The sequence below is a fragment of the Curtobacterium sp. MCBD17_021 genome (assembly GCF_003234525.1).
Lineage (GTDB): Bacteria > Actinomycetota > Actinomycetes > Actinomycetales > Microbacteriaceae > Curtobacterium.
The window spans coordinates 85049-97722 of record NZ_QKTS01000005.1; the positions used below are offsets into that span (position 1 = coordinate 85049).

The 12674-nt window shown below is 72.0% G+C and carries 8 protein-coding genes and 1 tRNA gene; 2 read left to right on the forward strand and 7 right to left on the reverse strand.

The features are described from left to right. Positions 1-62 precede the first annotated feature (62 nt). The 7 genes from gatB to mnmA all read right to left on the reverse strand — a co-directional run bounded on the left by gatB (position 63) and on the right by mnmA (position 11044). Positions 63-1565, reverse strand: coding sequence for an Asp-tRNA(Asn)/Glu-tRNA(Gln) amidotransferase subunit GatB (gatB, locus tag DEI83_RS06585; RefSeq protein ID WP_111080995.1), 1503 nt, complete (start codon positions 1563-1565; stop codon positions 63-65). Next, complete coding sequence (gatA, locus tag DEI83_RS06590; RefSeq protein WP_111080996.1) at positions 1565-3112, reverse strand: Asp-tRNA(Asn)/Glu-tRNA(Gln) amidotransferase subunit GatA; 1548 nt, start codon at positions 3110-3112, stop codon at positions 1565-1567. The genes gatB and gatA overlap by 1 nt, the downstream gene beginning before the upstream one ends. An 11-nt stretch (positions 3113-3123) precedes the next feature. Further along, positions 3124-3423: an Asp-tRNA(Asn)/Glu-tRNA(Gln) amidotransferase subunit GatC gene (gatC, locus tag DEI83_RS06595; protein ID WP_111080997.1), complete on the reverse strand. Its 300-nt coding sequence runs from the start codon at positions 3421-3423 to the stop codon at positions 3124-3126. 37 nt (positions 3424-3460) lie between these two features. After that, a complete protein-coding gene (locus tag DEI83_RS06600; RefSeq protein WP_146243256.1) occupies positions 3461-5752 on the reverse strand; it encodes a transglycosylase domain-containing protein in 2292 nt (763 codons plus the stop codon). 184 nt (positions 5753-5936) lie between these two features. After that, complete coding sequence (locus DEI83_RS06605) at positions 5937-7211, reverse strand: alpha/beta hydrolase (protein WP_146243257.1); 1275 nt, start codon at positions 7209-7211, stop codon at positions 5937-5939. Positions 7212-7460: 249 nt separating this feature from the next. Then, positions 7461-9851, reverse strand: coding sequence for an NAD-dependent DNA ligase LigA (gene ligA, locus DEI83_RS06610; protein WP_111081000.1), 2391 nt, complete (start codon positions 9849-9851; stop codon positions 7461-7463). Between the two features lie 86 nt (positions 9852-9937). Further along, positions 9938-11044: a tRNA 2-thiouridine(34) synthase MnmA gene (gene mnmA / locus DEI83_RS06615; RefSeq protein ID WP_111081001.1), complete on the reverse strand. Its 1107-nt coding sequence runs from the start codon at positions 11042-11044 to the stop codon at positions 9938-9940. A 42-nt stretch (positions 11045-11086) separates the two neighbouring features. On the opposite strand from mnmA, the gene DEI83_RS06620 reads away from it, so the two are divergent. Together DEI83_RS06620 and DEI83_RS06625 are read left to right on the forward strand one after the other, a co-directional pair. Further along, complete coding sequence (locus tag DEI83_RS06620) at positions 11087-12406, forward strand: MFS transporter (RefSeq protein ID WP_111081002.1); 1320 nt, start codon at positions 11087-11089, stop codon at positions 12404-12406. Between the two features lie 113 nt (positions 12407-12519). Further along, a tRNA-Leu gene (locus tag DEI83_RS06625) sits at positions 12520-12599 on the forward strand. The last annotated feature ends 75 nt before the right edge of the window (positions 12600-12674 follow it).

The window sequence follows — 12674 nt, forward strand, 5'->3', positions numbered from 1 at the left end:
CCTGGACGGACCGGAGGCCCGTGGCGGATCCGCCACGGGCCTCCGGTCCGGGGGACGTGCGCCTACTGCTGCTGTGCGCGCTCCAGGACCAGCTCACGGACACGCGCCGCGTCCGCCTGGCCCTTCATGGCCTTCATCACGGAGCCGATGATCGCGCCGGCGGCCTGCACCTTGCCGTCACGGATCTTCTGCAGCACGTCGGGCTGTCCGGCCAGGGCCTCGTCGACCGCGGCGGTCAACGCCGAGTCGTCCGAGACGACCTTCAGCCCACGCGCCTCGACGACCTGGGCCGGCGAGCCCTCGCCGGCGATGACGCCCTCGAGGACCTGACGCGCGAGCCGGTCGGTGAGGTCGCCGGACTCGACGAGCGCGATGACCTCGGCGACGTGCTCCGGGGACACGAGGTCACCGGGAGCGGCGTCCTGGGCGTTGGCGACGCGGCTGATCTCGCCGGTCCACCACTTGCGGGCGGCCTGCGGAGCGGCACCGGCGGCGACGGTGGCCTGGACCTCGTCGAGGAGCCCGCCGTTGACGACGTCCTGGAACTCGAGGTCGGCGAAGCCCCACTCGCCCTTGAGACGACGACGACGTGCGACCGGAGCCTCGGGCAGCGCAGCGCGCAGTTCCTCGATCAGGGCGGGGTCGGGCACCACGGGCAGCAGGTCCGGCTCCGGGAAGTACCGGTAGTCGTCCGCGTCCGACTTCGGTCGTCCCGCCGACGTGCGCCCGGTGTCCTCGTGCCAGTGCCGGGTCTCCTGCGTGATCGTCCCCCCGGCGGCGAGGATCGCAGCCTGGCGCTGGATCTCGTAGCGGATGGCACGTTCGACCGCCCGGAACGAGTTGACGTTCTTCGTCTCGGTGCGGGTGCCGAGCTTCTCCTGGCCCCAGGGGCGCAGCGAGATGTTCGCGTCGCAGCGCAGGTTCCCGCGCTCCATCCGGGCCTCGGAGACGCCGAGCGCACGCACGAGGTCACGGATGACCTGCACGTACGCGGCACCGAGCTCGGGCGCGCGCTCCTTCGCGCCGATGATCGGCTTCGTGACGATCTCGACGAGCGGGACGCCGGCACGGTTGTAGTCGACCAGGGAGTACTCGGCGCCCTGGATGCGACCGGTGGCACCGCCGACGTGCGTCAACTTGCCCGCGTCCTCCTCCATGTGGGCGCGCTCGATCGGCACCTGGAAGATCGTGCCGTCGGCGAGTTCGACCTCGACCTCGCCCTCGAACGCGATGGGCTCGTCGTACTGCGAGATCTGGTAGTTCTTCGGGTTGTCCGGGTAGAAGTAGTTCTTCCGCGCGAACCGCGAGCTCTCGGCGATCGAGCAGCCGAGCGCGAGCCCGAGCTGGATCGAGTAGCGCACGGCCTGCTCGTTGACGACCGGCAGGGACCCGGGCAGCCCGAGGTCGACCGGGGTCACGTTCGTGTTCGGTTCGCCGCCGAAGAAGTTCGGCGCGTCCGAGAACATCTTGGTCGCCGTCGCGAGTTCGACGTGCACCTCGAAGCCGAGGACCGGTTCGAACCGCTCGATCGCCTCGTCGAAGTCCATGAGTGCGTCCTTGGCCATCAGATGACACCTTCCTCTGCGGCGGACTGCTGTGCGGCGTCCAGGTTCGGGATCCGGGAGATGAGCGGGGCGCCCCACTGCTGTTCGAGCAGGCGCTCGAGGGCGGCGCCGACCCGGTAGAGCCGGGCGTCCTCGCGCTGCGGGGCCATCAGCTGGACACCGGTCGGCAGGGAGTCCTCGGGAGCCAGGCCGTTCGGGATGCTCATGCCGGGCACGCCGGCCAGGTTCGCCGGGATCGTGGTGAGGTCGTTGAGGTACATCGCGAGCGGGTCGTCGATGCGCTCACCGATCTTGAACGCCGTGGTGGGCGCCGACGGGCTGATGAGCAGGTCGACCTGGTCGAACGCGGCGGCGAAGTCCCGCTGCACCAGCGTGCGGACCTTCTGCGCGCTGCCGTAGTAGGCGTCGTAGTAGCCGGCGCTCAGCGCGTACGTGCCGAGGATGATGCGGCGCTTGACCTCGGGACCGAAGCCGGCTTCGCGCGTGGCGGCCATGACGTCCTCCACCGTGGCCCCGCCCTCGGGGGTGACCCGCAGGCCGAAGCGCACGGAGTCGAACTTGGCGAGGTTCGACGACGCCTCGGCCGGGAGGATCAGGTAGTACGCGCTGATCGCGTAGGCGAACGACGGGGCGTCGATCTCGACGACGACCGCACCGGCGGACTCGAGCAGCGCGACGGTCTCCTGGAAGCGCTGGGTGACGCCGGCCTGGAAGCCCTCGCCACCGGCGAGCTCCTTGACGACGCCGATGCGGACGCCCCGGAGCGAGTCGGCCTGCAGGCCCTCCCGCGCGGCGGCGGCGAACGACGGCCACTCCTGGCGGAGCGACGTGGAGTCCTTCGGGTCGTGCCCGCCGATGACGTCGTGCAGGAGCGCGGCGTCGAGGACGGTGCGGGACACCGGGCCGATCTGATCGAGGCTCGACGCGAGCGCGATCGCGCCGTACCGGCTGACGCCGCCGTAGGTCGGCTTGACGCCCACCGTGCCGGTGACGGCGCCGGGCTGGCGGATGGACCCGCCGGTGTCGGAGCCGAGGGCGATCGGCGCTTCGTGCGCGGCGACCGCGGCGGCCGAACCACCGCCGGACCCGCCGGGGATCCGGTCGAGGTCCCAGGGGTTGCGGGTCGGACCGTACGCCGAGAACTCGGTCGACGAGCCCATCGCGAACTCGTCCATGTTGGTCTTGCCGAGCGGCACCAGGCCCGCGCGGCGGAGCTTGGCGACCGGGGTGGCGTCGTACGGCGGCACCCAGCCCTCGAGGATCTTCGACCCGGAGGTGGTGGGCATGTCCTGCGTGCACAGGACGTCCTTCACGGCGATGGGCACGCCCGCGAGCGGCCCGAGGTCGTCCCCGGCGGCACGGCGCGAGTCGATCGACTTCGCCGCGGCGAGGGCGTTCTGGTTGACGTGCAGGAACGCGTGGACGTCCCCGTCGACGGCGGCGATGCGGTCGAGGTGCGCCTGGGTGGCCTCGACGCTCGAGACGTCGCGGGCCACGAGGGCGTCGGCGAGCGCAGCGGCGCTCAGCGTGGTGATGTCGTCGGTCACTGTTCTTCCGCCTACTGTTCTTCGCCGAGGATCGCGGTCACCCGGAAGCGCTCGCCGTCCGAGTCGGGGGCGCCGGAGAGCGCCTGCTCCTGGGTCAGCGTCTGGCCGACCACGTCGGGGCGGGAGACGTTCTCGAGCGGGACCGGGTGGCTCGTCGCGGGGACGTCCGGGGTCGCGACCTCGGTGACCTTCGCGACGCTGTCGACGATGAGTGACAGCTCCTCGGTCATCTTCTCGATCTCGTCGGGCGTGAGTGCGATACGTGCGAGGTTCGCCAAGTGGGCGACCTGCTCGCTCGTGATGTCAGGCATGGTGCTCCGTCGATCGGTTCGTGGAATGCCGCCCAGTCTATTGGGAGCGCTGAGCGGGGGTCGGGTCACCCACGCCGGGCACCGCCGCCCGCCCGGCGCCGCCGGCCGACTCCGGGCTCGTCGGCGCCGGTGACTGCGGCGACGGCACCTGCGTCCCCTGCTGCGCACTCGCTCCGGGCGCCGCTCCCGCCGCCACACGAGTGCCGATCATCGCCGGGTCCGGTGCCGGCAGCGCGTCCCCGCCGATGACGCCGTCCAGGTAGGCCATCATCTGCTTGCCGACCCCGAACTTCGCGCTGTACCCGGTCGTGCCCTGCAGGAACGGCCAGTCCGCCAACCGCACGTGCCCCTGCACGTTGCCGATCCACGTGGCGTTCGTGTACTTCGTCGACGAGGTGACGAGCCAGTTCTGCTCGTCGCCGTCGGTGGTGCCCGTCTTCGCGAACTTGGGCACCGCGTCGCCGGGGTCCGCACTCGCGGCGGTCCCCTTCCCCGCCAGCACGCCCTGGAGCGCGGAGTCGACGGTGCCCGCGACCTGGGCGCTGACGCCGCGCGTGCACGTCGACGGGGTCGGTCGGATCGTGGCGCCGCTGGCGGTCGTGACGGAGTCGATCGTGGTCGGCGTGCAGACGACGCCGCCGTTCGCGAAGCCGGCGTAGGCCTCCGCGAGGTCGATCGGTGACAGCGGGTTCGTCCCCAGGACCGATGCCGGGTTCGAGTCGGGCGCACTGCCGTCGGCCTGGTGGATGCCCATCGCCTCGGCGGTCTTCTGGATGCCGCACAGGTCGAGTCGCTTCGCCATCGCACCGAACGCGGTGTTGATCGACTCCACGGTGGCCTCGAGCACGCTCATCGACGCCGGCACGACCTCGGCGTTGGCCACCTGCCACGGCTCGCCGCCGAGGGGGCTGCAGGAGTTCGTGAACTCCGACTGCGGGAACGTGTGCTCGGTCGTCGACACCGACTCGGACAACGTGTGTCCGTTCGCCAGCCAGTCCGCCAGCGTGAAGACCTTGTAGGTGGAGCCGGTCGGGAACCCGCCCGAGCTGCCGACGGCCTGGTCGGCGTTGTAGTCGACCGCCGTGGCACCGGCGCCCGGCGCGTCCGACTGCGTGTAGTCCGTGTTCTGCACCATCGACAGCACGCGCCCGGTCCCCGGCTCGACGGTGACGTTCGCGCCGCCGGCGTCGACGCCCGCCATGGTGGTGGGGACGTACGACGACAGCGCTGCCTGCGCGGTGTGCTGCAGGTCGAGGTCGAGCGAGGTGTGGATCGACAGCCCCTTCGTGTCGAGCGTCGCGATCCGGTCCGAGGCCGTCTTGCCGAACGCGGGGTCCGCGAGCACCTGTGACCGGACGGCGTCGCAGAAGTACCCCGCGTCGTACTCCGTCGCGGCGCTCGAGCACCCGTTCGCGGTGTCGGTGATCCGCGGGGTGATCGGCGTCGCCACGGCCTTGCGCAGCTCCGCCGACGAGATCGTCCCGTGGGCGTGCATCCGGCGCAGGACGTAGTCACGCCGGACCTTCGTCAGCCGGTACCCGTTCGCGGCACCGTTCGCCGTGCTGTCCGGCTCGTCGATGCGCAGGTACGACGGGTTGTTGAGGATCGCCACGAGGGTCGCGGACTGCACGAGGGAGAGGTCCGCCGCGTGCACGCCGAAGTAGTACTCCGCTCCGGCTTCCGCCCCGTAGACGCGTCCGCCGAGGCCGACGATGTTGAGGTACCCGGTCAGGACCTGGTCCTTCGTGTACTTCTCGTCCACCGCGATCGCGTACCGGATCTCCTGGAGCTTCCGGGCCTTGGTCTGGCCGGCGACCTTGTCGTAGCAGGCGTCCACCTTCGTCTTGGTCGACGCCGGGTCCGTGCCGGTGAGCTGCTCACACTGCTGCACGAGCACGTTCTTCACGTACTGCTGCGTGATGCTCGACCCGCCCTGGACCCCCGCGTGCAGGGCGTCGGCGATGGTGGCTCGGATGGTGCCGACGACGTCGATGCCGCCCTCGTCGCGGAACCGCGGGTCCTCGGTGTCGATCGCGGCCTGCTTGAGGGTGTCGGCGATCTGCGAGGACGTCACGTCCGTGCGGTTCTCCGCGTAGAACGAGGCGATCGGGACGTCCTTGCCGCCCTGCTTCGCGTACACCGTCGAGAGTTGCTGCGGGGTCTGGATGTCGAGGTAGCTCGGCAGGTCCTCGAAGAACTCCGCGGCCCCCGAGGCCCCCTCGCCCGCCACCGCCACCGTCGGCGTCACCGCGACGGCGACCAGCAGCCCGGCGAGCACGGACATGACGACGAACATCAGGAAGGCCCCCGGCCGGCGCGCGATTCGCATGTCGAGGACGGTAAGGAGCCGTGCTGGGTCCGGTCTGCTGCCCGGCGCCCCGCGACTGCGCAGCCCCACAGGAAGGGCCGAGACCGGCCCGGACCGACCCCGACGCCGCGGCCTGGAGGCACGGATCGCCTGCCAGCGCACCTCCGGTCACGATCTGGTCACGTCTGCCTGCCCCGGGTGGCGGTCAGTCGCGAGGCTGGAGGTCCTGCGGGCGGACGAGGTACATGTCCGGGGTCGCCTGCACGACACCGCCGTCCGGCCCGTCGCCCTCGCGGTGCTCGCCCCGGACCAGGTCACCCCGCCCCACCGCGATGAGCGCCACGTCGTGCAGCGAGGCGGTGCCCGGTTTCAAGTAGTCGTTGTGCCCGAAGGGCTGGCGGAACACGTCGCCGCGTCCGTCCGGGTCGTCGGTGGCGAGGAGGTCGAGCCGTGCTGCCCCGAAGGCGGCGAGTCCGGGGTCGGTGCCGAAGAAGCCCGTCCCGGCGACCGGATCCCAGTGGGCTCCACCGACGTACACCTCTCCCGGGGTCACCGCGAGCTGGTCGGCCGTCGTCACCGAGCTCCCGGGGGATCCGAGCATGGTGAGGCTGTCGACGGAGACCCGTCCCGACGACAGCGCGATCATCGCCGTGGTCGACCCGTACGAGTGCGCCACGACACCGAGCCGCGGTTCGTGGCCGGTGCGGACGGAACGGATGCCGTCGAGCGTCCGGACGAGCCGGTCCGCGCCGAGGTGCGCGAGGTCGAGCGACATGAAGTCCGAGATGCCCGGCGTGCGGTACCCCATCCAGGCCAGGACCGCCACCCCGGCGCCGTCCGCCGGAGCCGCCACGGGAGCGAGGGTCGCCTGCTCCCGGTACACGTCGCCGGCCGTCGCGGTGAAGTCCGCCATCTGCCCGTTGACGGTGAAGAAGATGCCCGGGACTACGACCGAAACGTGCCCGGCCGTGCCGATGTCCCCCACCGAGATCGCACACCGACCGCTCCCCCGGGTGTCGAGGGTGACGAGGTACTTGCGGGGGTCCCCCGGCTCCTGCGCCAGTGACTCCTGCACCTGCCCGAGCATCGCGGTGAGCGCGGTCGAGGCCTGCGGATCGGCGAGCCCCGACGTCAGGACCGCGCGGTTCGCGGCATCCCGGACGTCGAACGGCACGCCGTCGAGGTTCCCGACCACCACCGGGGCGTCATCGGTGAGGACCGTCCGGCTCGCGGGCGTGAGCGCTGCCCACCATGCGGTGACGAGCGTGCTGCTCGGCGGGTCGTCCATCGCGGTCGCGGTCACCCGGGCGTCCGAGTCGGCCGCCCGGAGGACCGTCGGCGGCGCTGCCGCGAGGACGTCGAGCCAGGCCTGGCCGGACGCGGCCGCCAGGGCGTCGACGGCTGGGCCGGGCGCGATCTCGGGAGGCGCGTGCCGCATGGGCGCGGACGCCGTCACCCGGGCGACGGTACTCGTGGGCACGGCCGGGGCCTCGACCACTCCCAGTGAGTGCATCGAGGCGGTCAGCAGCGCCGCGGCGATGAACAGCAAACGGGTCTCCCCCTGGAAGGCCAGCCTGTCGTTCCCCTGCAGACGACAGGTGATGCTCTGTCGAGTCTAGGGAGAACGGCCCTTCGGGGGTCATGCGGGATGCAACTTGTCCCTCGAACTGGGGACACCCGCGGGCGCGTCGCAGCGGCCGGATCCCGCTCCGACGTGCAAGCGGTCGGGTCAGCGGGCGGCGTCGGCTGCTGCCTCGGCGTCGGTTGCGGTGACGGCCCCGGTTCCACCGTCCTCGTCCGTGCCCTCCGCCGGAGCGTCGGCGAGTGCCGCCGGCCCCTCGGTGACGAGGACGGCGAACTGGGCGGCATCGATGACCCGGACGCCGAGCTGCTCGGCCTTCGTGAGCTTCGAGCCCGCACCCGGACCGGCGGCGACGAAGTCCGTCTTCTTGCTGACACTCGAGGCTGCCTTCCCACCGGCGGCCATGATCGCCTCGAGTGCGCCCTCTCGCGTGAAGCCCTCGAGGGACCCCGTCGCGACGACGGTCACACCGCTGAGGACGCCGCCCTCGGCGACCGCGGCACCGGGACCCGGGTGACCCGGCGTGCTGAGCTGCACGCCCGCGGCCGTCCAGCGGTCGACGATCTCGCGGTGCCAGTCGACCTCGAACCAGTCGAGCAGCGCATCCGCGATGATGCCGCCGACGCCGTCCACCGCGGCCAGGTCCTCGCGCGAGGACGAACGGATGGCGTCGAGCGAGCCGAAGTGGTTCGCCAGGGCCCGGGCGGCCACCGGCCCCACGTGTCGGATGTTGAGGCCGACCAGGATGCGCCACAGCGGCTTGGTCTTCGCCGCGTCGATGTTCGCGAGCATCTCGAACGCGTTCTTCGACGGGTAGCGGGTCGGCTCGCCGGTGTAGTCGGCGCCGCGGGCGTCAGGGTCGTACGGCGGGTCGGTCTTCTTGCGCGCCCGGCTGAACGGGGTCACCCGCTTCGGGGCGCCGCCGTCCTCGGTCTTCTCCATGCCGGTCTCGGCGTCCCGCACGATGACCTCGATCGGGACGATGTCCTCCATCGTGAGGTCGAAGAGACCGGCCTCGGTCACGAGCGGCGGGGTCTCCGGGTGGACCGGCTGCGTCAGGGCGGCCGCCGCGACCTCGCCGAGGCCCTCGATGTCGAGCGAGCCGCGCGAGGCGATGTGCTCCACCCGCCCGCGCACCTGGGCCGGGCAGCTCTCGGCGTTCGGGCAGCGGAGGTCGATGTCGCCCTCCTTCGCCGGGCGCAGGGGTGTCCCGCACTCCGGGCACTCGGTCGGCATCACGAACTCGCGCTCGGTGCCGTCGCGGAGTTCGACGACGGGCCCGAGGACCTCGGGGATGACGTCCCCCGCCTTGCGGAGCACGACCGTGTCGCCGATCAGGACGCCCTTCGCCTTGACGACCTGCTGGTTGTGCAGGGTGGCCTGGCGCACGACGGACCCGGCGACCTCGGCCGGCTCCATCGACGCGAACGGGGTGGCACGCCCGGTCCGTCCGACGCTCACGACGATGTCGAGGAGCTTCGTGTGGACCTCTTCCGGCGGGTACTTGTAGGCGATCGCCCAGCGCGGGGCACGGGAGGTCGAGCCGAGCTCCTCGTGCAACGCGAGGTCGTCGACCTTGATGACGATGCCGTCGATCTGGTGCTCGACCGCGGACCGACGCTCCCCGTAGTCCTTGACGAAGCCCAGGACGTCCTGCACCGAGTCGAACACGCGGTGGTGCGTCCCGGTCGGCAGCCCCCACTCGTGCAGGAGCTCGTAGACCTCGGACTGCGCCCGGACGTCGGTGTCACGCTCGAGTTCGCGGACCGGCCAGGCGCCGATGCCGTGCACGAGCATCCGCAGTCGGCGGAGCCGGTCGACCATGAGCTCGCGCTTCGCCGGCGACTTGCCCTCTTCCTTCTGCCGGAGCGACCCCGCGGCGGCGTTCCGTGGGTTCGCGAACACGCGCTCACCCGCATCACGCTGCCGGGCGTTCAGTTCGTCGAACTGCGCGACCGGGAAGAAGATCTCGCCACGGACCTCCACGAGGGGCGGGTGTCCGGTGCCGGCGAGCCGGTCCGGGATGGTGCCCATCGTGCGGACGTTGCCGGTGACGTCCTCGCCCACGACGCCGTCGCCGCGGGTCGCCGCCGAGACGAGCCGGCCGTGCTCGTACCGCAGGTTGATCGCGAGCCCGTCGATCTTCAGCTCGGTCAGGAACCGGACCCGCTCGGCCCCGGCGTCGCGCTGGACCTTGAGCGCCCAGTCCGTCAGCTCGTCCGGGCTGAACACGTTGTCGAGGCTGAGCATGCGTTCGGCGTGCTCGACCGGCGCGAACTGCGTCGTCTGCGCCTGCCCGCCCACGGTCTGCGTCGGGCTGTCCTCGGTCAGCAGCTCCGGGAACCGCTGCTCGATCGCGTCCAACCGGCGCATCATGGCGTCGTACTCGGCATCGGCGACCGGGGAACCGTTGCCCTCGTAGTAGGCGTGTCGGAGCTCCGTGACGCGGGCGCGCAGCCGTTCGACCTCCCGAGCGGCCTGCGCGGCGTCGAGCCCCGCGGGGTCGATGGTCTCGAAGGTCGCGTCGGTGTCGCTCATGTGTCAGTTCTACCGCGCGCCACCGACCCTGGTCGCACCGTCCGCGCTGGCCGGGAGCGCCGCACGCGGACGGCGTGGGACGGGGGTCAGGCGGGGACGGGTGCCGCCGACACGGTGGTGTCGATCGTGCACTGCCCGAGCACCCGCGTCCCGACGTACACGACCGCGGTCTGCCCGGGCGCGACGCCGGAGAGCGGCGCGTCGGGGACGATCACGAGCGCGCCGTCCTCGACCCGTGCGGTGGCGGGCTCCGGGTCGGCGTGGGCGCGGATCTGCACGTCGCACCGGAACGGCTCCGACGGGTCGGCCGGTGCCGCACCGGCCCAGGTGTAGCGCGTGCCGGAGAGCGAGGCGACGTCGAGCGCCTCCTTCGGTCCGACGACGACCGTGTTGTCCTTCGGCCGGATCTCGAGCACGAACCGGGGCTTGCCGTCGGCAGCGGGGCGACCGAGGGCCAGACCGCGGCGCTGCCCGACCGTGTAGCCGTGCGCACCCTCGTGCGAGCCGACCACGGTGCCGTCACGCTCGACGACGTCACCGGTCGCGCTGCCCACGCGGTCGGCCAACCAGCCACGGGTGTCGCCGTCGGGGATGAAGCAGATGTCGTACGAGTCGGGCTTCTGTGCGACGGTGAGGCCGCGGGCAGCAGCCTCGGCCCGGACCTCGTCCTTCGAGGGCGTGGCCCCGAGCGGGAACATCGCGTGCCGGAGTTGCTCGGCGGTCAGGACGCCGAGCACGTAGGACTGGTCCTTCGCCCACGCCGCCGAACGGTGCAGTTCACGCGACCCGTCCGGGCCGGTGACGATGGAGGCGTAGTGGCCGGTGCAGACCGCGTCGAAGCCGAGGGCGAGCGCCTTCTCGAGCAGCGCGGCGAACTTGATGCGCTCGTTGCACCGCATGCAGGGGTTCGGGGTGCGGCCGGCCTGGTACTCGGCCACGAAGTCGTCGACGACGTCCTCCTTGAACCGCGCCGAGAAGTCCCAGACGTAGTACGGGATGCCGAGTGCGGCGGCGGCCCGCTGTGCGTCCATCGAGTCCTCGATGGTGCAGCACCCGCGGCTGCCGGTCCGGAGGGTGCCCGGCATCCGGCTGAGGGCCAGGTGCACGCCGACCACGTCGTGACCGGCCTCGACCGCCCGGGCAGCCGCCACCGCCGAGTCGACCCCACCGCTCATCGCCGCCAGAACACGCATGCGTCCAGGGTAACTCCGACACCGGCGTACCGTTGCTCGACGATGACGAGCACTCCGAACGACTCCTTCGACCTGCGGGGCGTCCTGCTGTCCGGGTTCCTGCCCGCGGCGCTCTTCGCGATCGGCGAGGGCGCGATCATCCCGATCATCCCGATCGCGGCGGACTCCCTCGGAGCCAGCCTGGCGATCGCCGGCTTCGTCGCCTCGCTGATCCTGGTCGGCGAGCTCATCGGCGACGTCCCCTCCGGCGTCGTGGTCGCGAGGATCGGCGAGCGGAACGCGATGATCGGCGCCGCCGTCGTCTCGGTGCTCGGCCTGCTCGTCTGCACGGCGGCCCCGAACCCGCTCGTGCTCGCGGTCGGGGTCTTCCTGGTCGGCCTGTCGACCGCCGTGTTCGCACTCGCCCGACACGCCTACATGACCACCGCGATCCCGCTGCGGATCCGGGCGCGGGCACTGTCGAGCCTCGGCGGCGTGTTCCGGTTCGGGTACTTCGTCGGACCGTTCCTCGCGGCCGGCGTCGTGCACCTCACCGGGACGACGCAGAGCGCGTTCTGGGTGCACGTCGTGTGCTGCCTCGGCGCAGCCGTGGTGCTCCTCGTCATCCGCGACCCCGCGACGGGCGCGCGCGGCCTGCAGCGGCCGACCCGGGCCTCCCGGCCGGCACCCGCCGACGCGACGGACGGACCCCGCACGACGGACGGGTCCGCGACGGGGACGCCCGACCACGAGGGCGAGCAGTTCGTCAAGGAGGAGTCCGAAGGCCTCTTCCGCACCCTCCGTTCCCACCACCGGGTCCTCGTCCGGCTCGGCAGCGGCGCCGCGCTCATCGGCGCGATGCGCGCCGGTCGCCAGGTGATCCTGCCGCTCTGGGCGGTCGCCGTCGGCCTCGACGACTCGTCAGCCGCGCTCGTGATCGGCATCGCGGGGGCCGTCGACTTCGCGCTGTTCTACACGAGCGGGCAGATCATGGACCGCTGGGGCCGCCTGGCGAGCGCCCTGCCCTGCATGCTCGGCCTGAGCATCTGCTACTTCCTGCTCGCCTGGAGCGACCACCTCGACGCCCGCGTCGGCTGGTTCATCGCGGTCGCGATGGCCATGTCCCTCGCGAACGGTGTCGGCTCCGGCATCCTCATGACGCTCGGCGCCGACCTCGCGCCGGCCGACCGTCCGGCGCCGTTCCTCGGCGCGTGGCGCTTCACCGGCGACCTCGGTTCCGCCGCGGCACCGCTCGTCATCTCGGGCGTCACCGCGGTCGCGACGATCGCGGTCGCGAGCGGTGTGATGGGCGTGCTCGGTCTGCTCGGCGCGGGCATCCTGCTCCGGTACGTGCCGCGGTACCTGCCGCGGTCGCTGCGCTGACGAGCCCCGCGCGCCCCGGTCGCGGCGCAGCCGGTCCCGACGTGACGTCGGCACCGTCCGGGAGGACCGCCCACCGTCCGCCGGACGGGCTCCTGCGTACACTGGGTCGGCCAGCGGGAGTGGTGGAATCGGTAGACACGCAGGATTTAGGTTCCTGTGCTTCGGCGTGAGGGTTCGAGTCCCTCCTTCCGCACCGGGGACCGCCGTGTCGGCGAGCGGCGCCCTGCCCGTCCGCTCGCCGTGCGGCGGGGCCCGCGACGTCACCCTC

Bases quoted from the DNA above. Each gene is read 5' to 3' on its own strand.
- gatB (WP_111080995.1), bottom strand. From the start codon at position 1,565: ATGGCCAAGGACGCACTCATGGACTTCGACGAGGCGATCGAGCGGTTC.
- gatC (WP_111080997.1), bottom strand. From the start codon at position 3,423: ATGCCTGACATCACGAGCGAGCAGGTCGCCCACTTGGCGAACCTCGCA.
- DEI83_RS06600 (WP_146243256.1), bottom strand. From the start codon at position 5,752: ATGCGAATCGCGCGCCGGCCGGGGGCCTTCCTGATGTTCGTCGTCATG.
- ligA (WP_111081000.1), bottom strand. From the start codon at position 9,851: ATGAGCGACACCGACGCGACCTTCGAGACCATCGACCCCGCGGGGCTC.
- mnmA (WP_111081001.1), bottom strand. From the start codon at position 11,044: ATGCGTGTTCTGGCGGCGATGAGCGGTGGGGTCGACTCGGCGGTGGCG.
- DEI83_RS06620 (WP_111081002.1), top strand. From the start codon at position 11,087: ATGACGAGCACTCCGAACGACTCCTTCGACCTGCGGGGCGTCCTGCTG.